General features: G+C 71.6%; 18 protein-coding genes and 1 rRNA gene. 10 read left to right on the plus strand and 9 right to left on the minus strand.

The annotated features are described in order from the left end of the window. Positions 1-89: 89 nt before the first annotated feature. Positions 90-1,621 (minus strand): 16S ribosomal RNA (locus NOSIN_RS21825). A 1,342-nt stretch (positions 1,622-2,963) separates the two neighbouring features. Between NOSIN_RS21825 and NOSIN_RS21830 the strand changes: the two genes are divergently transcribed. From NOSIN_RS21830 to NOSIN_RS21840, 3 genes are all read left to right on the plus strand, one after another. Continuing rightward, complete coding sequence (locus NOSIN_RS21830) at positions 2,964-3,614, plus strand: DUF6230 family protein (RefSeq protein ID WP_077692528.1); 651 nt, start codon at positions 2,964-2,966, stop codon at positions 3,612-3,614. A 14-nt stretch (positions 3,615-3,628) separates the two neighbouring features. After that, positions 3,629-4,117, plus strand: coding sequence for a DUF6114 domain-containing protein (locus NOSIN_RS21835; RefSeq protein ID WP_170293748.1), 489 nt, complete (start codon positions 3,629-3,631; stop codon positions 4,115-4,117). Positions 4,118-4,308: 191 nt separating this feature from the next. After that, on the plus strand, positions 4,309-4,980 hold the full coding sequence (locus NOSIN_RS21840; RefSeq protein ID WP_077692530.1) for a hypothetical protein: 672 nt from the start codon (positions 4,309-4,311) through the stop codon (positions 4,978-4,980). A 130-nt stretch (positions 4,981-5,110) separates the two neighbouring features. Here NOSIN_RS21840 and NOSIN_RS21845 read toward each other — a convergent pair whose 3' ends face one another. Together NOSIN_RS21845 and NOSIN_RS21850 are read right to left on the minus strand one after the other, a co-directional pair. Continuing rightward, complete coding sequence (locus NOSIN_RS21845) at positions 5,111-5,437, minus strand: hypothetical protein (protein ID WP_077692531.1); 327 nt, start codon at positions 5,435-5,437, stop codon at positions 5,111-5,113. An 80-nt stretch (positions 5,438-5,517) separates the two neighbouring features. After that, a complete protein-coding gene (locus NOSIN_RS21850; protein WP_077692532.1) occupies positions 5,518-7,137 on the minus strand; it encodes a molybdopterin-dependent oxidoreductase in 1,620 nt (539 codons plus the stop codon). A 133-nt stretch (positions 7,138-7,270) separates the two neighbouring features. On the opposite strand from NOSIN_RS21850, the gene sigK reads away from it, so the two are divergent. From sigK to NOSIN_RS21875, 5 genes are all read left to right on the plus strand, one after another. Beyond that, positions 7,271-7,882 (plus strand): ECF RNA polymerase sigma factor SigK, encoded by a 612-nt coding sequence (gene sigK, locus NOSIN_RS21855; protein ID WP_077692533.1) that lies wholly within the window; start codon positions 7,271-7,273, stop codon positions 7,880-7,882. Beyond that, positions 7,879-8,619: an anti-sigma factor gene (locus tag NOSIN_RS21860; RefSeq protein ID WP_077692534.1), complete on the plus strand. Its 741-nt coding sequence runs from the start codon at positions 7,879-7,881 to the stop codon at positions 8,617-8,619. Before sigK ends, NOSIN_RS21860 begins: the two co-directional genes overlap by 4 nt. A 297-nt stretch (positions 8,620-8,916) precedes the next feature. Continuing rightward, the gene (locus tag NOSIN_RS21865; protein ID WP_077692535.1) at positions 8,917-10,557 is read left to right on the plus strand and encodes an AMP-binding protein; all 1,641 of its coding nucleotides are present in this window, start codon (positions 8,917-8,919) and stop codon (positions 10,555-10,557) included. A gap of 227 nt (positions 10,558-10,784) precedes the next feature. After that, a complete protein-coding gene (locus tag NOSIN_RS21870; protein ID WP_179809993.1) occupies positions 10,785-11,279 on the plus strand; it encodes a MarR family winged helix-turn-helix transcriptional regulator in 495 nt (164 codons plus the stop codon). Between the two features lie 214 nt (positions 11,280-11,493). After that, on the plus strand, positions 11,494-11,742 hold the full coding sequence (locus tag NOSIN_RS21875; RefSeq protein WP_077692536.1) for a hypothetical protein: 249 nt from the start codon (positions 11,494-11,496) through the stop codon (positions 11,740-11,742). Positions 11,743-11,916: 174 nt separating this feature from the next. Here NOSIN_RS21875 and NOSIN_RS21880 read toward each other — a convergent pair whose 3' ends face one another. Further along, positions 11,917-13,227 carry an extracellular catalytic domain type 1 short-chain-length polyhydroxyalkanoate depolymerase gene (locus tag NOSIN_RS21880; RefSeq protein WP_077692537.1) on the minus strand — a complete coding sequence of 437 codons (1,311 nt, stop codon included), beginning with the start codon at positions 13,225-13,227 and terminating at the stop codon, positions 11,917-11,919. A 236-nt stretch (positions 13,228-13,463) separates the two neighbouring features. On the opposite strand from NOSIN_RS21880, the gene NOSIN_RS21885 reads away from it, so the two are divergent. Beyond that, on the plus strand, positions 13,464-14,297 hold the full coding sequence (locus NOSIN_RS21885; RefSeq protein WP_077692538.1) for a 3-hydroxybutyrate dehydrogenase: 834 nt from the start codon (positions 13,464-13,466) through the stop codon (positions 14,295-14,297). Then, complete coding sequence (locus NOSIN_RS21890) at positions 14,282-16,342, plus strand: helix-turn-helix domain-containing protein (RefSeq protein ID WP_077692539.1); 2,061 nt, start codon at positions 14,282-14,284, stop codon at positions 16,340-16,342. The genes NOSIN_RS21885 and NOSIN_RS21890 overlap by 16 nt, the downstream gene beginning before the upstream one ends. Here NOSIN_RS21890 and NOSIN_RS21895 read toward each other — a convergent pair. From NOSIN_RS21895 to NOSIN_RS21915, 5 genes are read right to left on the minus strand one after another with little or no spacing between them, the layout of a single operon-like run. Continuing rightward, on the minus strand, positions 16,268-17,191 hold the full coding sequence (locus tag NOSIN_RS21895) for an alpha/beta fold hydrolase (RefSeq protein WP_077692540.1): 924 nt from the start codon (positions 17,189-17,191) through the stop codon (positions 16,268-16,270). The two genes, NOSIN_RS21890 and NOSIN_RS21895, sit on opposite strands and share 75 nt — an antisense overlap. After that, entirely contained in the window at positions 17,188-18,324 is a 1,137-nt protein-coding gene (locus tag NOSIN_RS21900) for a branched-chain amino acid ABC transporter permease (RefSeq protein WP_143833070.1), read from the minus strand. The genes NOSIN_RS21895 and NOSIN_RS21900 overlap by 4 nt, the downstream gene beginning before the upstream one ends. Then, positions 18,324-19,223 carry a branched-chain amino acid ABC transporter permease gene (locus NOSIN_RS21905; protein ID WP_077692542.1) on the minus strand — a complete coding sequence of 300 codons (900 nt, stop codon included), beginning with the start codon at positions 19,221-19,223 and terminating at the stop codon, positions 18,324-18,326. Before NOSIN_RS21905 ends, NOSIN_RS21900 begins: the two co-directional genes overlap by 1 nt. Next, positions 19,220-20,005 (minus strand): ABC transporter ATP-binding protein, encoded by a 786-nt coding sequence (locus tag NOSIN_RS21910; protein WP_077692543.1) that lies wholly within the window; start codon positions 20,003-20,005, stop codon positions 19,220-19,222. The genes NOSIN_RS21905 and NOSIN_RS21910 overlap by 4 nt, the downstream gene beginning before the upstream one ends. Further along, entirely contained in the window at positions 20,002-20,832 is an 831-nt protein-coding gene (locus tag NOSIN_RS21915) for an ABC transporter ATP-binding protein (RefSeq protein ID WP_227015266.1), read from the minus strand. Before NOSIN_RS21915 ends, NOSIN_RS21910 begins: the two co-directional genes overlap by 4 nt.

Consider the following 20,832-nt stretch of genomic DNA (forward strand, 5'->3'; position numbering starts at 1 on the left):
AGCCACTCCCGAGCACCCCAGAGGGTGACGGGTCCACTTTTGAGTCCGGCCGACCATAGGAAACAGTCGGCCTGCAAAAGACTCCTTAGAAAGGAGGTGATCCAGCCGCACCTTCCGGTACGGCTACCTTGTTACGACTTCGTCCCAATCGCCAGCCCCACCTTCACTCACTCCCTCCCCGAAGGGTTAGGCCGCAAGTTTCGGGTGTTGCCGACTTTCATGACGTGACGGGCGGTGTGTACAAGGCCCGGGAACGTATTCACCGCGGCGTTGCTGATCCGCGATTACTAGCGACTCCACCTTCATGGGGTCGAGTTGCAGACCCCAATCCGAACTGAGACCGGCTTTTAGGGATTCGCTCCACCTTGCGGCATCGCACGCCCATTGTACCGGCCATTGTAGCATGTTTGCAGCCCAAGACATAAGGGGCATGATGACTTGACGTCATCCCCACCTTCCTCCGAGTTGACCCCGGCAGTCTCCCATGAGTCCCCACCATTACGTGCTGGCAACATGGAATAAGGGTTGCGCTCGTTGCGGGACTTAACCCAACATCTCACGACACGAGCTGACGACAGCCATGCACCACCTGTCACCCGCCAACTAAATGACCCCACATCTCTGCAGGTCCACGGGTGATGTCAAACCTTGGTAAGGTTCTTCGCGTTGCGTCGAATTAAGCAACATGCTCCGCCGCTTGTGCGGGCCCCCGTCAATTCCTTTGAGTTTTAGCCTTGCGGCCGTACTCCCCAGGCGGGGCGCTTAATGCGTTAGCTACGGCGCGGAAACCGTGGAAAGTCCCCACACCTAGCGCCCAACGTTTACGGCATGGACTACCAGGGTATCTAATCCTGTTCGCTCCCCATGCTTTCGCTCCTCAGCGTCAGGTAAGGCCCAGAGACCCGCCTTCGCCACCGGTGTTCCTCCTGATATCTGCGCATTTCACCGCTACACCAGGAATTCCAGTCTCCCCTACCTACCTCTAGCATGCCCGTATCCACTGCAGAACCGGGGTTAAGCCCCGGTCTTTCACAGCAGACGCGACACGCCGCCTACGAGCTCTTTACGCCCAATAATTCCGGACAACGCTCGGACCCTACGTATTACCGCGGCTGCTGGCACGTAGTTAGCCGGTCCTTATTCCCCACCTACCGTCAACCCCCAGAGAACCGGGAGCCTGCGTTGGTGGTAAAAGAGGTTTACAACCCGAAGGCCGTCATCCCCCACGCGGCGTCGCTGCGTCAGGCTTTCGCCCATTGCGCAATATTCCCCACTGCTGCCTCCCGTAGGAGTCTGGGCCGTGTCTCAGTCCCAGTGTGGCCGGTCGCCCTCTCAGGCCGGCTACCCGTAATCGCCTTGGTAGGCTGTTACCCCACCAACAAGCTGATAGGCCGCGAGCCCATCCCCGACCGAAAAACTTTCCACCCACGGTCAGGAGACCATGGGTCGTATCCGGTATTAGACGGCGTTTCCACCGCTTATCCCGGAGTCAGGGGCAGGTTGCTCACGTGTTACTCACCCGTTCGCCGCTCGTGTACCCCGAAGGGCCTTACCGCTCGACTTGCATGTGTTAAGCACGCCGCCAGCGTTCGTCCTGAGCCAGGATCAAACTCTCCATAAAGGTCACTCAACCCTGCCCGGCGCGAGGCCTGGGCGGGTAAACCTAGAAGTAATCCTGACCAACCGGGTTGCCCCGGTTCATCAAAGGAACCCTCCACACCGAAGTGTGGTGGGGCCAAAACAAACATGGCTTAAAGAAAATCAAACACGCGCTGTTGAGTTCTCAAGAAACAACCGCTCATCCCGTACAAGCCCGACCCTTGCGAGTCTGTCGCTTTTCCGTGGAAGGCGCTGTTGTGCGTTTCCGCTTTGTTGTGTCTTCACTTTATCAGGTGTTCCGCATTCCGCCAAACCGGCGGTTTGTGTGTTCCTGATCGGGGTAAAGCCCGTTTCGCTTCCGCGTTTCCGTGGAGGCGCCCTCCGAGCTTACCGGCCCGAAAGCAGTGCTCGAACCAGTTCGGCTTGGAGAGAAAGACGCTGTCGCCTGACCGGTCCGGTTCCGGGTGACCCCGAAGGATCCCCGCCGTCCCGTGGCGACTCGGTGAACACTACCCCTGCCCGGAACACCGAGCAAACCGAAACGCTGTGTCGCCACTCACACCTTCGCGCGCACTTCCGCCGACGGGACGGACCGCCCCACAACCCCACTCTCCGGAGGCCCCCCGCCGAAGGCTCCAGGCCCCTCGTCTCTCCTCTCCCTTTCCCGATCTCTCCCTCTCCCGATCCGTCCGAGGCTCCTCCAGGCGCTCTCGCTCCTTACGCTCCCCGCCCCCGTGCGGGTACGGCGCACGTTCCCCGCCCGCCAAGGGACCCCCGGGCCCGCGTCCGCGCGGGTACGGCTCGCACCGGGCGCGCCGGCGCCCCTCCTCCTCTCCCCTTCCTCCTTCCGTCCCGCCGTCCCGCCGTCCCCCGTCCCGCGCGTAGGGAGCTCGCCGCGCACCGCTTCACACGAGCATCAGCGGCCACCTCCTCCCCACGTGCCGGAGAAGGGCTCACCTCGTTGAGGAGGGTGCCCCGGACGGGCACTCACCGAAATGACAAAGAACGGATCGCCCCGGATGACCTTCTGGTTCAAGCCGTGACCGATTCGGGACACGGACCGGGATGTGAATGGGGAGATCTTCTTCCTCCGCCTTCACCCCACCCCCGCCTATTGCGGTGTTGTCGCAGGCCAGAGCGTTTTTCACCAATCAGGAGTGCGTTTACCAGCACATATGTGGAAAGGCGGAGAAAGTTGATGAAACACCCTTGAAATTCCTCCGGGGCCGATACATGATGTGCAGCGTTACTGGAACGGATTCTGGTCCGGTGGCACCCCGCTGGACGGGGACGACCACGACCAGGCCGCGTGCCTTCGGGGGAAGGCAGGCGCAGCGCGGCCATGCACCCACGGAAGGACCTGCATGGACACCACATCCCCCGGCGTGGCCGACGACCCGGTCGAGGCCACCGAGGTTCCTGGGAGCCACACCAGCTGGAAACGCTTCGCGCTCTTCTCCATCCCGGCGAGTGTCGCCGTGGGCGGCATTCTGATCGCCATGGCCCAGGGCGCGCTCGCGGCCTCCTTCACCGTCTCCGGACAGGACTTCAAGATCTCCGCCGACAAACTGGACGGTGAGGGCTTCGTCCAGTACGGCTGGCTGGACCAGACCGTCCGTGAGGAGGCCGTTCCCGTGGCCGTCGCCGGGATCAGGCACGCGGAGATCGAGGGCCTGTGCCAGTCGGTCCTCACCGAGTTCCCCATCATCGGCAAGATCTCGCTCGAACTGACCGCCGGCGACCAGGGCACCCCCGTCATCGCGGAGAACCTGGTCATCGACATGTCCCAGATGGACGGCAACGCCGAGTTCAAGAACATGGAGATCGGCCGCGACGCGGGCACGCTCGACCAGGGACCCGAGGGGGCCAAGGGGTTCAACGACCTGTTCGGCATGCAGTCCGACACCATCGTCGTGGAGGACCTGGAGCAGACCGCCAGGGCGGCCAGCGCAGGAACCTTCCGCCTCTCCGGGCTGAGCCTGGGAATCAGCCTCGGGGAGAGCGAGTGCTTCTGAGGTCGTCGCGGAGCCTGGGGACGGCGTGGCGCCGATGGTGCAAGCGCCGCCCCTTCGCAGGAGGGCTCCTGATGATCCTCTCCGGTGCCGTCATGGTGTCGTTCGTCGCGATGCCGGTGGAACTGATGATCCAGACCGGGATCGGCGGAGTGTCCTCGCTGATGTTCGGCGGCATGCTCGTCGTCCTCGGCCTGGTCACCTGGTTCACCCCGAACCAGCACGTCATCACCGGTTCGCTGGCCGGGTTCCTCGGCCTGGGCGCGCTCATCCTCTCCAACCTGGGCGGCCTGGTGATCGGCACGCTGCTGGCACTGGTCGGCGGCGGCCTGGCCTTCTCCTGGCGTCCCGTGTCCCGGCCGCCGCGTGGGAGGCGGCGGCGTGGGAGGCGGCGCCCACACGACCAGGCACGGAGGGAAGCGCCCGGGGAAACGGACGCGGAGGGCGGCGAGGGGCCGGACGCACCGGTCCTCCCGTCCCCGGCCGTTCCCCGCCCCGAGGGGTGAGTCCCCGCGGAGCGCAGACCGTCCGAACCGTGCCCCACCGATCTTCCGGGGGCACGCGGGAGCGAACCCGGACCCGCGTGTTCCCGGTCGTCCACCAGGAAAACCACGTCTACCGAGTCGGCGCGTACCTCTGTATCCCGCCCGGTCGGCGCACTCGTGTGCCCACCGGCCGTTACACACAAGGAGTACTCATGTCGGTTCCGCGACCGATAGCCCCCGCTCGCGTCCTCCTCGCCGCCGCCGCGGCCGGCGTCCTGGCGCTGACCTGGGGCGGCAGTGCCGCCGCCCAGCAGGGTCCGACCACCGTGGCGCCCGCCGGCGCGGCCTTCGAGGCCGCGCTGAGCGGCAGTGCCACCTTCACCGCAGGCAGCGTCGTGGTGACCTGCCAGGCCTCGTCCACCTCCCCGGGCAACGGCAACAACCTCGTGCCCGCGGCTCCCGACAACCACAACTCCGCCGGCGCGGTCTCCTCCACGATCAACGCCCCGGACTTCACGGACTGCTCGACCAACGTGCCGTTCGTGTACGCGACGGTCGCCGTGAACGACCCGGTGTGGGAGATGACCATGCAGCACGGTTCTCCGTCGGTCGGCACCATGGTGATCCCCGCCGGGGGCATCGTGGTGACCACCAGCGGCCTGTCCTCGTGCACCGCGACGGTCAGTCCCAACGGTCCGGTCGGTATCGGCGGCACGTGGACCAACGGCGACCCGGCCTCGACGCTGGCCTTCGACACCGCGGCCCCGGTCGAGGTGACGGGCGGTTTCGGCTGCCCGACCGACGCGACCGAGGCGCCCTTCCAGGCGACCTACGAGGTGACCAACGCCGACGACCCGTCCTCGCCGATCACCGTGACCGGATAGGGCCCGGCCGGGGAGCAGTTCCGTTCCTCCGGGCCGCGGGGCCGCGTGCGTGATCGTCCCCGCGGCCCGGACACGGTCGTCATGTCAGAGGGGGCCGCCGCACACCGGCGGTCCCCTCGCGGACCAGGCGTCAGTTCCCGTCCTCCATGGGCTCCTCCGACATGTCCTCACCCTCCATGGACTCCTCGGACATCTCCTCGGACATCTCCTCGTCCATGGGCTCCTCGTCCATCGGCTCCTCGGACATCCCGTCGTCCATGGACTCCTCCGACATCTCCTCGTCCGTGGAACCGCCGGACATCTCCTCGTCCATCGGCTCCTCGGACATCTCCTCGCTCTCCACGGTGTCGCCCTCGGAGGCGCCGTCGTTGCACGCGGCCAGGCCGAAGACCGCGACGAGGCTGACGGCCCCGCCCGCGAGGAGTCGGCTGAGCTGGTTCGAGGGAATCGTGCGCATGTGCTCTCTTCTCCTTGTCATCGCTGTCGCGATGGGTCGTCCGGGTCCGTTCGGGCCCGGGGGTCTGTGGTGCGGCCAGGTCAGGCCACGGTCACGGTGACGGTGTGGTGGCCGGTCGCCCCGTCAGGGGCGGGCGGGGCCTGGTCGGAGGTCTGGGTGTGTCCGTCACGGTCGGTCGCGCGGACGGCGATCCGGTGCTCTCCGGGCCCGGCGTCCCAGTCGAGGACCCACTGCCGCCAGGTGTCGACGGTGTCCTCCTCCGCGAGCCTCGCCTCGGTCCACGGCCCGCCGTCGACGCTCACCTCCACCCGGTCGACACCGGTGTGCTGGGCCCAGGCCACTCCGGCGACGGTGGTCCGTCCCCGGCCGAGGTCCGCTCCGTCGCGGGGGGTGTCCACGCGCGACTGGGTCTTGACCGGCCCGCGCGCGGACCAGCCCCGGGGCACCCAGTAGGCGTCGAAGGCGTCGAACGTGGTCAGCTCGATCTCGGTGATCCACTTGCAGGCGGACACGTATCCGTACAGGCCCGGGACGACCATGCGGACGGGGAACCCGTGCTCGTAGGGCAGCGGGCGCCCGTTCATGCCGACCGCGAGCATGGCCTCCCGCCCGTCCATGACGTCGGCAACGGGCGTGCCGATCGCCATCCCGTCCTGGGACCGCGAGACGAGCTGGTCGGCCGGTCCGCCGTCGGCGGGGGAGCGGACGCCGCTCTCGGCGAGGAGGGAGGCCAGCGGCACGCCGATCCAGCGCGCGTTGCCGATGTAGGAGCCGCCGACCGGGTTGGACACGCAGGCCAGGGTGATGTCGCGTTCCCGGAGGTCGGGACGGTCCAGCAGTTCGGCGTAGGTGATGACCCGTTCCCGGCCGACCCCCAGGCCGTGGACGCGCAGGGACCACGTGGAGGCGTCGACGCGCGGCACCGACAGGGCGGTGTCGATCCGGTAGAAGTCGGCGTTGGGTGTGAAGAAGGGTGCGAGCCCGTCCAGCTCCAGGTCGGCGCCGTCGGGGAGCGGTGCGGCCCGGTCGCCCGGTCGCGGGAGTACCGCGTTGCCGGGGGTGAGGCCCGCGGCGGGCGCCGAGGCGGTCAGGAGCCGGGCACCGATCCCCGTGCCGGCGGAGGCCGCGGCCGCGGCGCCGGCCAGCAGGGCGAACCGGCGCCGGTCGAACCCGGCGGGCGCGTCCTCCCGGTCGCCGGTGGACGGGGTGGGGGAGGGGGCGGCGCCGTCCGCGGCACGTGGACTCCCGCCGCGTTCGGACGCGGCGCCGAGCAGCCAGAGGAGGACCCCGGCACAGGCGGCGGCGCCCGCGAGGGTGGGCAGCGCGTCGAGCGGCCCGCTCCCGGGCCGGGTGAGCACGGAGGCCAGTCCCACGGCCGCGAAGGCGGCGATCCCGACCAGGCCGACGGTCCTCCTGCGTCCTGCGGCCGCTCCGACCAGGGCCGCCGCCAGGGCCAGGAGCACCGCGGTCCCGATGAGCAGGGCGGGCTTGTCCGCCGTCCCGAAGGTGTCGACGGCGAACTGCTTCACGGGCAGCGGCGTGAGGTCGACGACCGTGTCCCCGACGGCCAGCAGGGGTGTACTGGTGGGGCGCGACAGCGCCACGGCGGCGGCCTCGGCCACGGCCAGCGCGGACGCGGCGGCTACGAGCCCGGCGACGGCGGCCGGTCCCCGGCGGGTGCTGCGACTGGTGTCGGACATGCCCCCGGTTCGGTGCGGAGCCGGGTGGGGCGACAGCCAGAATGGTAACGAGTGTGTAAAGTCCGCCAAGCTGGAGTCACCGGACCGGCGACGGCGCCGAATGCCTGTGCAGGCACGGAAGAGGTGGTGGCCGATGAAGCGGACGGCCGAGTGGGAGCACGGGGAGGCCGAACCTCCCGGCGGCGGAGGCGCGCGGGACGAACCCCTGGCGCGGCTCCTCCAACAGGCCGCCGTCGGTGACCTGGCCGCGTTCGAGGGGGTCTACCGGCGGCTGTCCGGTCCGGTGTTCGGCATCGCCCGCCGGGTCATGCTGAACGAGGCGCAGGCCGAGGAGGTCTGCCAGGAGGTGTTCCTGGAGGTCTGGCGGACCTGCGCCCGCTACGACCGGTCACGGGGAAGCGTGTCGGCGTGGGTCCTGACCATCGCGCACCGGCGTGCGGTGGACCGGGTGCGCTCGGAGCAGGCGGCGTCGACCAGGCTCGCCGCCGCGGGGCGCCTGGAGTCCGAGGCGACTCCGCGGGACTCCGTTCCCGACCAGGTCGAGCACCGTCTGGAGCGGGAGAAGGTACGCCGGTGCCTGCGCGGGCTCACCGAGACCCAGCGCGAGGCGGTCCGGCTCACGTACTACACGGGATACACGCAGCGGCAGGCGGCCGACCTGCTGAAGGTCCCTCTGACCACGGTCAAGGGAAGACTGCGCGACGGTCTGATCAGGTTGCGCGACTGCCTGGGGGTGGGCGTATGAGCGAGGCGGGTGTGCACGGGCTGACCGCCGGGTACGCGGTCAACGCCCTGGACCCGGCGGAGGCGGAGGCCGCCGAGCAGCACCTGGCGGAGTGCGAGGACTGCCGGCGCGACCTGGCGGACTTCCGGGAGACGGCGGTGCGCCTGGCCGGGGCCGAGACGCGGGAACCGCGGCCCGAGGTGTGGGAGGCGGTCCGCGGGGCCGCCCTGCGGACCCGTCAACTGCCGCCGGCCGACGCGTCGGAGCGGGGCGGCCGCCCGCGTACCGGGGTGGTGCGACGCCTGCCGCTCCGGTCCCGGTGGCTGCCGTGGATGGTGGCCGCGGCGTGCGCGCTGGTCGCGGTGGTACTCGCGGGATCCCTGGTGTCGGTGAGCCAGCGGATGGACTCCGAGTCCCGGCACGCGGCGGAGATGGAGGAGCTGCTCGCCGCCTCCGACACGAACATGGTGGAGGCCCCGCTCGGAGACGCGCGGGCGACGGTCTTCGCCTCCTACGAGATGGACGCGGCGATGCTGGTGGTGGAGGGTCTGCCGTCCGCGCCGCGGGGGATGGCCTACCAGATGTGGTGGGCCGACGAGGGCGACGTGCGTCCGGCGGGGATGCTCGAACCCTCGGCGGGCGGCCGGTACTCGGGGATGGCCAAGGACATGGGGAGCCCCGAGGAGCTGCGTGTGTCGCTGGAGCCGGAGGAGGGCGCCTCGGAGCCGAGCGGGGAGGCGATGTCGATCGACATGTGACCCGGCGCGGCCGATACGCCCTGGTAAGGCCCTGCCCGGCCACGTGGCCGGGCAGGCATGGGCCGTCCGGCCACGTGGTCCGGGCCCGGCGCACACCGGTCCGTCGTGGGCCGGTCCTGGCACGGCCCGTGGCTTCGTACCGGAGTGACAACTACGCGCGGGTGGGGACTCACCCGGGGACGGAGAAACGGCGCGGGTTCCTCGCTTACGGTCGCAGTACTTCCGGGGAGTCACGAGGCGAAGGCTCCCCGGCAGGCGCGGAAGGCTTCGCCCGTCCCGTCCGCTCCCGGAGACACCATGGCGACCAACGCCGAAGGACCGTCCGCAACCCCACGACTGTTCCAGGCCCTCAGGACGGTGCGGGTCCTGGTCCGCGCCGGCGTGCTCGGCCCCGGGCGCCCCGACAGGATCGTTCGCCAGCTCCGTGCCCTGCGCACGTGGGGCGCCACGATCGCCGGCGGTTACGCCGCCGCGGACGAGCGCGTGCCCGACGCCGTGTCGGTCATCGACGAGCGGGGGCCCGTGACCTTCCACGAGATGAACCTGCGTGGCCGCGCGCTGGCCCGGGACCTGCACCGCCTGGGGGTGGGGCCGGACGCGCGGGTGGGCGTGCTGTGCCGCAACCACAGCGGTTTCGTGCAGGCGATGGTGGCCTGCGGCCGCCTCGGCGCGGACACCGTGCTGCTGAACACCGGGCTGTCGGCGCACCAGTTGGCCGCGGCGGCGGCGGACAACGGGGTGTCGCTGGTCATCGCGGACGCCGAGTTCGGCGAGCTGTGCTCGGAACTGCCGCCGGAGGTGGTCCGGGTGACCGCCTGGGGCGAGCCGCCGGCGGAGGGGCCGCGGGTGCCGTGGCGGGCGGAGGAGGGCGCGGAGGACGATCCGCCGCCGCCGGAGAGCCCGGGCCGGTTGATCGTGCTGACGTCGGGGACGACGGGCGCGCCCAAGGGCGCGCGGCGGCCGACCCCGAAGGGGCCGCAGGACGCGGCTTCGGTGCTGTCCCGCATCCCGCTGCGCTCCTCGGACCGCATCCTGGTCTCGGCGCCGATCTTCCACACGTGGGGACTGGCGGGCGTGCAGTTGGGCATGTCGATGCGGGCGACCCTGGTGACGCGCCGGGTGTTCGATCCCGAGGACGTGCTGCGGACGGTGCAGGAGGAGCGGTGCACGGCGCTGTTCGCGGTGCCGGTGATGCTGCGGCGGATCATGGACCTGCCCCGGGAGACGCGCGAGCGGTACGACACCTCGTCGCTGCGGGTCGTGGCGTGCAGCGGCTCGGCGATGAGCCCGAAGCTGATCACGGACTTCATGGACGGGTTCGGGGACGTGCTCTACAACCTGTACGGGTCGACCGAGGTGTCGTGGGCGACGATCGCCACGCCCGAGGACATGCGCACGTCTCCCACCACGGCCGGCCGGCCGCCGCTGGGAACGCGGATCGCGGTCCTGGACGGGGAGGGCGCGGAGGTCCCGCCGGGAACCGAGGGGTCGATCCACGTCGGCAACGACATGCTCTTCGACGGCTACACGAACGGGCGGAGCAAGAGGTTCGCGGACGGGCTGATGGAGACCGGAGACCGGGGCCACATGGACGCGGACGGGCTGCTGCACGTGGCGGGCCGGGACGACGACATGATCGTCTCGGGTGGAGAGAACGTGTTCCCCCGGCCGGTGGAGGAGGCGATCGTGACGCTTCCCGAGGTGCGGGAGGTCGTGGTGGCGGGTGTGCCCGACGAGGAGTTCGGGCAGCGGTTCGCGGCCTTCGTGGTGCCCCACGAGGGCGGGAGCGTGGATCCGGACGGGGTGCGGGCTCACGTGCGCGACGTGCTCGGCCGGTTCTCGGTGCCGCGCGACGTGGTGGTGCTGGGCGAGCTGCCGCGCAACGCCACGGGCAAGGTGGTCAAGCGCCTGCTGCCGTACCAGGAGCCGCGCCAGTAGATCCGAGAGGGTTCCGGCGGACCAGAATCCGTACGGCTGAGCTGGACACGAACCCCTCCTTCCCTTTCCTCCCGATGCATAGGCGTTGGGGAAGGAGGCGGTCTCGGCGCCGACGCCTTTTCCGACCTGCACGGACGCCCGCCGGGACCTTCATCGGGACTCCGTACCAATATTCGTTGCGCGCAAAGTAATTGCGAGCTTTGAATATCGGGCATGAGGTAACTACCATGGTGACGATGCCCGACCGATCCCCCGCCCCCGCGGGCGACTTCCCTCTTCCCGCCGTCGACGAGCAGATGTGCTTCGCGCTCTACGCCGCGTCGCGTGCGGTCGTCAACCTCTACCGGCCCCTGCTCGAGCCCCTGGGGCTGACCTATCCCCAGTACCTGGTGATGATGCTCCTGTGGGAGCGCGGTGAGTGCTGGGTCAAGGACTTCGGGTCCGTGCTCCAACTGGACTACGGCACCCTCACTCCGCTGCTCAAACGGCTGGAGGTCCGAGGGCTGCTGCACCGGGGCCGTGACCCGCGGGACGAGCGCTCCGTCCGCGTCGTCCTCACCGACGAGGGCAGGCGGCTGAGGGAGAGGGCCGAGGGCATTCCGGAGGCGATCGGCAGGGTCATCGATCTTCCCGAGGAGGAGTTCGAGGCCACGAGGCTGGCGCTGCGCCGCCTGACCGCGAACGTGCTCGCGGGCGAGGCCCGGCTGCACGAGGACGGCTGAGGCAGGACGGGCTCCGCCACCGCCGTCCGTCGGGGGACGCCGGCGGCGGTCGGCGGTGGAGACGGGCGCCACGGGGGTCGTGCCCGTCTCCGGAGGGTGGGCGGGCCGCGGTCGCGGCCCGCCCCCGGCCGTCGAGGCCCCGGAACCGCCGGTGTCCGCCGCCCCTGTCCCCGTTTCCCCGAGAGCCGGGCCGGGCGGAGCTAGGGTTGGGGACATGTCGATCTGGGCGTCAGACAACCGCAGTGGCCGAGTCCGCGAGGCCCTGACCATGCTCCTGTCCCAGGGAGTGATAGACGACTTCCGGATCCGGCCGGACGAGGAGTTCCCCTTCCGGGTGACCGTCCCGGCCGGCGTGGTCCCGATGACGGAGCACCAGGCCGCGCACTTCGCGCTCGGTGCGGCCGTGGGCCACTTCGGGCGCCTGGCGCGCGGCGGTGACGGCCTCCGGACGGGCGGGGCCTAGGTTCCGTCCGGTGGACTCGGTCCTGCGCCGCCGGGGTGGCGAGGGCGCCGACGGGGTCCCGGAGGATCCCGCGGGCGCGCCCGCCCCTACCTCACGGGCGCACCGTGGACGCCGGGGGTTCCCGTACCCCCGGCGTCCGGGCACGAGGCGAAGCGGAGCCTCGGGGAAACCGCCCTAGCAGCCTCCGGGTGTGTGCTCCCAGTAGCCCGGCGAGGTCTCGGTCACCGACGTGGTGACGAAGACGTTCCACAGGCCGAGCGGGTCGTCGGAGCCGACGGCGTAGGTCCGCCCGAGGCGGTGGACCGCCCGGCCCGCCGACACGTGGCCGTAGTTGTCGTCGGTCACGCACACGCCGGGCTCGGGCTCCTCCGTCGGCGGATCCGTGGGCTCCTCCGTCGGCGGATCCGTGGGCTCCTCGGTCGGCGGGTCCGTCGGGTCCGTACCGGGATCGCCGCCCCCGTCCCCGAGGCCCCAGAAGTCGACCGTGTACCCGGTCGAGCAGACGGTGTCGAGGAAGTAGGCGCCCGCCGTGCCGCACCCCTCGGACGGGTCGACGGGGGTGCCGTGGCCCATGCCGGAGACGGTGTAGTGGGCGACGGACGCGCTGTCGGCGTCACCGCCGTAGTAGGCGGCGCTGGTGGACCCGGTCAACTGCTCGGTGGCGTCGGGGCCGCCGGACAGCCCGTGCACGTTGGTCCACTGGCTCACACCGGCCTCGCCGTTGGCGGGGGCCACCGTGGTGTCGGAGGTGCCGTGCCAGACGGCGACGCGCGGCCAGGGGCCGCTCCAGCCGGGGTTCTTGGCGCGCACGGCGTCGCCCCACTGCTGCGCGGTCCTCGTCTTACCCGGGTTCATACAGCTGAAGGCGTCGATCATGCTGCTCGCACAGCCCACGGGGATCCCCGCGACGATGCCGCCCCCGGCGAACAGGTCGGGGTAGGCGGCGAGGAGTTCCCCGGCCATGGCGCCTCCGGCGGAGAGCCCGGAGACGTACACCCGGTCGGCGTCCAGTCCGTGGGAGGACACGGCGTGCTCGACCATGGAGCGGACCGAGCGTGCCTCACCGGAGTCGCGTGCTGTGTCGCCGCGCTCGAACCAGTTGAAGCAGCTCGTGGAGTTGTTGGCGGACTTCTGCTCGGGGTAGACGAGGGCGAAGCCGTGCTCGTCGGCGTGCTCCGCCCAGCCGGAGTGGCCGTGGTAGGCGGCGGCGTCCTGTGCGCAGCCGTGCAGCAGCACGACCAGGGGCGCGTCGGCGGGCAGCCCGTCGGGCACGTAGGCGTACATCGACAGGTTGCCGGGGTTGGTGCCGAACGAGGAGACCTGGGTGAGTGTGGCGGCCGAGGCGCGCGGGGCCGGGGCGATGAGCAGGGCGGCGACCGCGACGGCGACGGTGGCCAGGGCGGCGGTGAGGGAGAGGGCGGCCCGTCCCCGCCCGGGGGACGGGAGCGGTGGAGGACGGTGGGTGGAGGGCACTGCGGAATCCATGGGGGCTACCTCCGAGGGGATCTCCGAACGGTGGGCGGGGTTCGGTGCACCGTGGCTGGGAGCCTAGCCACGCCGTGACGGGCGCGACATGTACGGGAGACCACGGTCACAGGCCCGCAACCAGTGGGAAGTCCACAACCCGACCGGAACCCATGGGCGCCGACCACATGTCTCCGGCACGGGGTGTGTTCACCACCCCTATCCCCCGGCGGGGAAGGCGCACCTAGTTTGCTGCCATGACGACGCACGAGTTCCTGTCGGGCACGGCGCGGCAGGCCACCCAGTCCCCCGGCCGCGAAGCCGCGGCGGCCACCCACACCACCCGGGTCGACCTCACGGGGAGGACCGCCCTGGTGACCGGGGCGGCCAGCGGCATCGGCAGGGCCTGTGCCCTGCGCCTGGCGGACGCCGGTGCCGACGTCCGGCTGGTCGACCTCGACGGGGAGGCCCTGGACGAGCTGGCCGACCGGGGCGTCGGCGAGGCGGTGCGGCTGGACCTGACCGACCTGGACGCGGCCGAGGAGGCCGCCCGGGGCGCGGACATCGTGGTCAACAACGCGGGTGTCCAGACGGTCGCCCCCGTCCAGGACTTCCCTCCCGAGCGTTTCTCCCTCATCCTTCGTCTCATGGTCGAGTCGCCGTTCCGCGTGGTGCGCGGCGCCCTGCCCCACATGTACGAACAGGGGTGGGGCCGCGTCGTCAACATCTCCTCGGTGCACGGGTTGCGCGCCTCGGCCTACAAGTCGGCCTACGTGACCGCCAAGCACGGCCTGGAGGGCTTCTCGAAGGTGGTCGCCCTGGAGGGCGCCGCACACGGGGTGACCTCCAACTGTGTGAACCCCGGATACGTGCGCACCCCGCTGGTGGAGAAGCAGATCGCCGCCCAGGCGTTGGCGCACGGCATCCCGGAGGACCGCGTGGTCTCGGAGGTCCTGTTGGCCAGGAGTCCGCTCAAGCGACTGATCGAACCCTCCGAGGTCGCCGAGCTGGTCGCCTACCTGTGCGGTGGGGACGCGTCGTTCGTCAACGGCGCCTCCCTGCCCGTGGACGGAGCATGGAGCGCGAGCTGAACACCACCACTTCCGGCACCCCCGACCCCGACGCCCCGGGTCCCGCCGAACCCGGTCCCACCGTCACCGGCCCCGGCGGTGGGGGCGGGGAGGGTCCCACCGGCTCCGACGGCCAGGCGTTCTTCCTGGACCTGCTGCTGCGCGACGCCCCGGCCGTGGAGTACGAGCGGCCGGTGCTGCGCGCACGGGCGCGCGGGGAGGATCCGGAGGTGGTCGCCGCCCTGGAGGCCGCGAAGCTGACGGCGCTGCGGGTGCGGTCGGTGATGCGCGACCGGCGGCGCCGCGAGTCGGAGCTGGGCGCACTGTTCGAGACGGCCAACGACCTGGCGGGGATGCGCAGCCTGGACCAGGTGCTACAGGCGATCGTGGAGCGGGCCCGCAACCTCCTGGGCACCGACATCGCGTACCTGACGCTGAGCGACCCGGAGGCGGGCGGCACCTACATGCGGGTGACGTCCGGGTCGGTGTCGGCGTCCTTCCAGCGGCTGCGGCTGGCGCCGGGCCGGGGCTTGGGCGGGCTGGTGGCCACCACGGCGCTGCCTTACGTGACGGCCAACTACTTCGCCGACCCGAGGTTCGTGCACTCGGAGAACATCGACCACGCGGTGCGCGAGGAGGGCCTGGTGGCGATCCTGGGCGTGCCGCTGAAGATGAACGGGCGCGACGTGGGCGTGCTGTTCGCGGCGAACCGGCGCGAGCGCCCCTTCGCGCACTCGGAGGTCGCCCTCCTGTCGTCGCTGGCGGCGCACGCGGCCATCGCGATCGACAGCGCGAACCTCATCGACGACACGCGGCGCGCCCTGGACGAGCTGCACACCGTCAACGAGCGGTTGCAGCGGCACACGGCGTCGGTGGAGCGCTCGGCGGCGGCGCACGACCGGCTGACCGACCTGGTGCTGCGCGGCGGCGGGGTGCGCGAGGTGGCGGCCGCGGTGGCCGAGGTGCTGGGCGGCACGGTGCTGATCCACGACGTGACCTCGGACGAGTCGGTGACCGCCGGCCCGGAGGGCGTGGTGGAGGGGGCCTCCCGGGGAGGCGCGCCGTGGGACTCCGGGGACGGCGGCCTGTCCGAGGCGGTGCGCTCGTCGCTGGCCAGCGGCCGCGCCGTGCGGGCGGGCCGGGCGTGGGTGGCGTCGGCGGCGGCCGGAACCGAGCCCCTGGGCACGCTGGTGCTGCGCGGGGTGGAGCTGGACTCGACCGACCAGCGGGTGCTGGAGCGGGCCGCGATGGTGACGGCTCTGCTGCTGCTCATCCGGCGTTCGGTGAGCGAGACCGAGCTCCGGGTGCGCGGTGACCTCCTGGACGAACTGCTGGAGGTACCCGCGCGCGACCCGGTGTCGCTACGGCAGCGGGCGTCGCTGCTGCGCGCGGACCTGGACGGCCCGCACGTGCTGGTGGTCGCGGAGGCCCCGGGCGCGGACCCGGGGCGGCTGCGCTCGGCGGCGACCCATGTCGCGGAGACCACCGGGGGACTGGCCGGCAGCCGGTCGGGCCGCCTGGTGCTGGCGCTGCCCGGAACCGACCCGTCGGCGGTGGGGCGCCGGGTGGCCGACGAGCTGTCGGCAGCGGCGAACGGCCCGGTGACGGCGGGGCTGGCCGGCCCGACGGACGGCCCGGCGTCGTTTCGGGACGCGTTCGCCGAGGCGTCCCGGTGCCTGCAGACGCTGCGGGCCCTGGGCCGGGAGGGCGGCGTGGCCGCCACCGAGGACCTGGGGTTCTCGGGGCTGCTGCTGAGCCAGGACCGGGACGTGCCGGGGTTCGTTTCGGCGACCCTGGGCCCGCTGCTGGAGTACGACGCCAGGCGGGGCACGCTCCTGGTGGAGACGTTGCGGGCCTACTTCGCGGCGGGGGGCAACCTGTCGCGCGCCAAGGAGGAGCTGCACATCCACGTGAACACGGTGGCGCAGCGCCTGGAGCGGATCGGTCAGCTTATCGGTGCGGACTGGCAGCGCCCCGGCCGGGCGCTGGAGCTACAGCTCGCCCTGCACCTGCACGGACTGCTGGACAAGGGCGTGGACCTGCTGGGCGACCAGGACGGCGGTTGAGGAGAACAGCGGGCTGTAGTGGTTGTCGTCGGGGAGTTCGACGGTGACCAGGTCCTCGGGGAGTCCGGCCAGGCGTTCGCGCGTGTACAGTCCCGGGCTCTCGTCCATGAGGCCGCGCGCCGTCCACAGCAGGCGGGCGGGGCAGGGCAGCCGGTGCACGGCGCCGAGCGCGTCGGGGTCGGCGAGGACCTGCTCCCCGTCCGCGCGCACGGCCTCCTCGTCGCAGGCGGAGCGCATGGCGGGCGGCTCCCCCGTGAGGTCGCGCAGGACGTAGTGGTCCACCCAGGTGTTCCATCGCCCCTCGAAGGCGGGGTGGCGCCGCCAGAAGTCCCGGTAGTGGTCGGGCCCCTCGAAGGTCATGCGCAGGCGGGCCATGGCGGGGCCGAGCACGGCGTCGATGTCGGTCCCGGGAGGGGCGGGCAGTCCGTGCCCGCCGTCGACCAGCAGCACCCCGGACACCCGGTCGGGGTGGCGGACGGCGGCCAGGCAGGCGACGAACGCGCCCATGGAGTGGCCGACCAGGACGGTGTCACCGATCCCGTGGGCGTCGAGCACGGCGGCCATGTCGTCGGCGTGGGCGGCCAGGCCGCGCGGTCCGGCCAGGTGTGCGCTGCGTCCGCGTCCGCGCAGGTCCGGCGCGATCAGCGGCGGACCGCCGAGCCCGGACAGCTCGGCGGCGAGGCGGGCGAAGGAGTGGCCGTTGGCGGTGATGCCGTGGACGGCCAGGACCGGTGTGCCGGGGCCCCCGCCCCAGCGGGTGACGGCCAGGCCGCCTCCGTGGGCGGCCGGGTCGGCCCCGGGGACGGGGACGGTGTACTCGTCCCCGTCGGTCCAGGTGGTGTCGGTCATTTCCGTGCGTCCTTCCTGTCACGCAGGGCCGCGCGGACGCGCCCGGGGAGGGCGACGAGTCCGCCCGGGAAGAAGAACACCATCAGCACGAACAGCGTGCCGAGGATGAACAGGGGCTGGGACAGCGGTGCGGCGATCCACGCGGGCAGCGCGGTGAAGGCCTCGGAGCCGCCCAATTGGAGGAGGCGGTGGTCGGCGTAGGTGTACAGGGCGGCGCCCAGCAGCGGTCCCCAGCGGGTGCCGGCGCCGCCCAGGGCCACCATGACCAGCAGGGTGAGGGTGAACTCGGCGGTGGTGATGGTGGGGGTGACACCGCCGACGACCAGCAGGTAGACGACGCCGCCCAGGGAGGCCAGGCCGCCTCCGACGGTGAAGGCCGTGAGCTTGTAGGGGTAGGGGTTGACGCCGAGGACGGCGACGCGCTGCTCGTTGGCGCGGATGCCCTGCCAGACGCGGCCGACCGGGGAGGTGGTCAGCCACCAGACGACGCAGACGGAGACCGCGGCGTAGGCGACGGCCACCCAGTACAGGTTGACGGTGTTGACCACGCCCACGAACGCGTCCGGGACCATGGCGGTGTTGAGGGACAGGCCCTCCTCGCCACCGGTCAGGCGGCCGGGGTCGCGGGAGATGAGGATGGACCCGGCCTGGGCGAAGGCGAGGGTGACCATGGCCAGGGCTATGCCGTTGACGCGCAGTGAGACGGCGCCGAGGACCAGGGACAGCAGGGTTCCGCCGGCGACGGCGATCAGCGCCGACCACAGGAGCGGGAGTTCGACCACCCGCATGAGCAGCGCGGCGGTGTAGGCGCCGCAGGCGAAGTAGAGGGAGTGCCCGAAGGAGAGCAGTCCCACCCGGCCGTAGAGCAGGTCGTAGCTGGTGGCCAGTCCGCCGAGGACCAGGCAGAAGGCGATCAGGTGCAGGGTGGACGGGCTGTTGAGGGCGCCCTCGAACAGTCCGGGGACGTACAGGGTGGAGAAGGGCAGGGACAGCGCCACCGCCAGGACGGCGACCGGGCCCGCCCACGCGGGCGGGCGTCGGCGCCGGCGGGCGCCGCCCGCGGCCGGCGGCGCGGTGCCACCGCCGGGAGTACTGGCGCCGGGGGCCTGGGCGGCCACGTCGGTGTCGGTCATCATGCCACCCTCTCCGCGGACTTCTTCGCGGTCAGACCGCCCTGCCTGGTGAGTAGCACGAGGGCCAGGACGATGACCACGGCGATGTCGCCGAGCCCGGCGACGGTGTAGTAGTTGGCGAACTGCTGGATGAGGCCGACCGTGACGGAGGCGATCGCGCAGCCGGTGAGCGAGGTGGTCCCGCCGATCACCACGACGATGAACGCGAAGATCAGCAGGGACAGCCCCTGGGTGGGGGTGACCACGCCGAAGTACAGGCCGCTCAGCGCACCGGCCAGGGCCGCGGCGGCACCGCCGATGGCGAACACCAGCGTGAAGGCCCTGCGCACGTCGATGCCGAGGGCGGTGACCATGGCCCGGTCCTGCACGCCCGCGCGGACGATGAGCCCGTAGCGGGTACGCGAGTTGAACAGCCACAGGGCCGCGAACACGGCGACGGCGGCCAGGATGAGCAGGAAGCGGTCCCTGGGGATGTGCACGCCGAGGACGGAGGCGGCGCCGCTCACCAGTTCGGGCTTGGGGAAGGTGAGCGGGTCGGCGCCCCAGACCGCCTGGATGAGCGCGGGGACGGCCAGGCTCAGGCCGACCGTGGCGAGGATCTGTTCGCGGTGCCTGCCGTAGAGAGGGCGGATGACGCAGAGTTCGACCAGGGTGGCGGCCAGGGTGCCCGCGGCCACGCCGAAGGCGACGGCGAGCAGGAAGCCGAACCCGGCGGGCCCGGCTCCGGGCAGGTACTCGGCGGCCCACCAGGTTCCGTAGGCGCCGATGGCCAGGAAGGCGCCGTGCGCGAAGTTGAGCACGTCCATCAGGCCGAAGATCAGCGAGAGCCCGGAGGCGATGAGGAAGTAGAGGGCGCCCAGGCCGAGCCCGGTGATGGCGAGGAGGATGACGGTGCTCACGCGGGCCGCCTCCCTTCGGCGGTCTCGGCGGTGGAGGTGGAGGGGGCGCTGTCCGTGCCCCCGGGCCCGGCGGCCGTGCGGGCCACGCCGAGGAGTTCGCGGACGCGGTCGGCGTCGTCGAGCAGTTCCAGGGCGGGCCCGGTGTGGACCACGCGGCCCGCGTCGAGCACCACGGTCCGGTCGGCGACCCGGCGGACCAGGGACAGGTTCTGCTCCACGAGCAGGACCGGCACCTGCTTCGCGGCGCGGGCGACGGCGTCGGCGACCTCGCGGACGACGCGGGGCGCGAGGCCCTTGGTGGGCTCGTCCACGATGAGGAGCTTGTTGTCGTTGAGCAGGGCCCGGCCGATGGCGAGCATCTGCTGCTGGCCTCCGGAGAGGGTGCCCGCGGGCTGGTCGGCCCGCTTCCCGATCTCGGGGAACAGCTCGTGGACGAGGTCGTAGCGGTGCCTGCCGGGACGGCGTTCGGCGATGCGCAGGTTCTCGGCGACGGTGAGGGCGGAGAAGACCCCGCGGTCCTCGGGCACGTAGCCGATGCCCCGGGCGACGATGGCGTGGGTGGGGTGGGCGGTGATGTCCGCGCCGTCGAAGTCCACCCGGCCGGTGCGCGGCACCAGTCCGAGCAGGGCCTTGACGGTGGTGGTCTTGCCGACGCCGTTGCGGCCCAGGAGCGCGGTGACGCCTCGGCCCGGCATGGAGAAGGACACCCCCTGGAGGATGTGCGAGCCCTCGATCCACACCTGGAGGTCGGCCGCGTCCAGCAGCGGCCCTCCGGCGCTCACGCCCCGTCCCCGAGGTAGGCGGCCTGCACGTCGGGGTCGGCCATGGCCGAGTCCGGGTCGGTGAAGGCCAGCAGGGCGCCGTGGTGCATCACGGCCAGGCGGTCGGCCATGTCGAGGAGCACCTCCATGTGGTGTTCGACCATGAGGACGGTGCAGCCCTGTTCGCGGTGCACGTCCCGGATGACGGTGGTGAGCTCGCCGATCTCCCCGGCGCTGACCCCGGCCATGGGCTCGTCCAGGAGGATCAGGCGGGGGCGGCGGGCCAGGAGGAGGGCGAGTTCGAGCTTGCGCTTGTCGCCGTGGGACAGGTCGCCGGCGAGGGCGTCCGTCCGGTGGGAGACACGGACCAGGTCCAGGACGGCGGTGGCCTCCGCGCCGCCGTCGGGGGTGGCCCTGCGCCAGAAGCGGCGGGACTCGCCCGTGCGGGCCTGGACGGCCAGGCCGACGTTGGCGCCCACGGTGAGGTCGCCGAAGACGCTGGAGGTCTGGAAGGTGCGTCCCATGCCGAGCCGCGCGCGGCGGTGGGGCGCGTACCGGGTGACGTCGGTACCGGCGAGGCGGACGCTGCCGCCCGTGGGCCTGGTCAGTCCGGAGACCAGGTTGAACAGGGAGGTCTTGCCCGCGCCGTTGGGGCCGATGAGGGCGACGAACTCGCCCTCGTCCACGCGCATGGTGACGTCGTCGACGATGACGGCGCCGCCGACCGACCAGCTCAGGTGCTCCAGGGCCAGGCCCGGGACGGCGCCGGGGGCGCCCGTGCCGGACGGGCCGGGGACGGCGGTGGCCGCCTCCGCGGTCCCGGTGGTGTCCGTGGGTTCGGGTGCCAT

The sequence above is a fragment of the Nocardiopsis sinuspersici genome (assembly GCF_001998325.1).
GTDB lineage: Bacteria > Actinomycetota > Actinomycetes > Streptosporangiales > Streptosporangiaceae > Nocardiopsis > Nocardiopsis sinuspersici.

Excerpts from the sequence above, each read along its gene's own strand:
- NOSIN_RS21830 (WP_077692528.1), top strand. The coding sequence starts at position 2,964 with ATGGACACCACATCCCCCGGCGTGGCCGACGACCCGGTCGAGGCCACC.
- NOSIN_RS21840 (WP_077692530.1), top strand. The coding sequence starts at position 4,309 with ATGTCGGTTCCGCGACCGATAGCCCCCGCTCGCGTCCTCCTCGCCGCC.
- NOSIN_RS21845 (WP_077692531.1), bottom strand. The coding sequence starts at position 5,437 with ATGCGCACGATTCCCTCGAACCAGCTCAGCCGACTCCTCGCGGGCGGG.
- NOSIN_RS21850 (WP_077692532.1), bottom strand. The coding sequence starts at position 7,137 with ATGTCCGACACCAGTCGCAGCACCCGCCGGGGACCGGCCGCCGTCGCC.
- sigK (WP_077692533.1), top strand. The coding sequence starts at position 7,271 with ATGAAGCGGACGGCCGAGTGGGAGCACGGGGAGGCCGAACCTCCCGGC.
- NOSIN_RS21860 (WP_077692534.1), top strand. The coding sequence starts at position 7,879 with ATGAGCGAGGCGGGTGTGCACGGGCTGACCGCCGGGTACGCGGTCAAC.
- NOSIN_RS21865 (WP_077692535.1), top strand. The coding sequence starts at position 8,917 with ATGGCGACCAACGCCGAAGGACCGTCCGCAACCCCACGACTGTTCCAG.
- NOSIN_RS21870 (WP_179809993.1), top strand. The coding sequence starts at position 10,785 with ATGGTGACGATGCCCGACCGATCCCCCGCCCCCGCGGGCGACTTCCCT.
- NOSIN_RS21875 (WP_077692536.1), top strand. The coding sequence starts at position 11,494 with ATGTCGATCTGGGCGTCAGACAACCGCAGTGGCCGAGTCCGCGAGGCC.
- NOSIN_RS21880 (WP_077692537.1), bottom strand. The coding sequence starts at position 13,227 with ATGGATTCCGCAGTGCCCTCCACCCACCGTCCTCCACCGCTCCCGTCC.
- NOSIN_RS21885 (WP_077692538.1), top strand. The coding sequence starts at position 13,464 with ATGACGACGCACGAGTTCCTGTCGGGCACGGCGCGGCAGGCCACCCAG.
- NOSIN_RS21890 (WP_077692539.1), top strand. The coding sequence starts at position 14,282 with ATGGAGCGCGAGCTGAACACCACCACTTCCGGCACCCCCGACCCCGAC.
- NOSIN_RS21895 (WP_077692540.1), bottom strand. The coding sequence starts at position 17,191 with ATGACCGACACCACCTGGACCGACGGGGACGAGTACACCGTCCCCGTC.
- NOSIN_RS21900 (WP_143833070.1), bottom strand. The coding sequence starts at position 18,324 with ATGACCGACACCGACGTGGCCGCCCAGGCCCCCGGCGCCAGTACTCCC.
- NOSIN_RS21915 (WP_227015266.1), bottom strand. The coding sequence starts at position 20,832 with ATGGCACCCGAACCCACGGACACCACCGGGACCGCGGAGGCGGCCACC.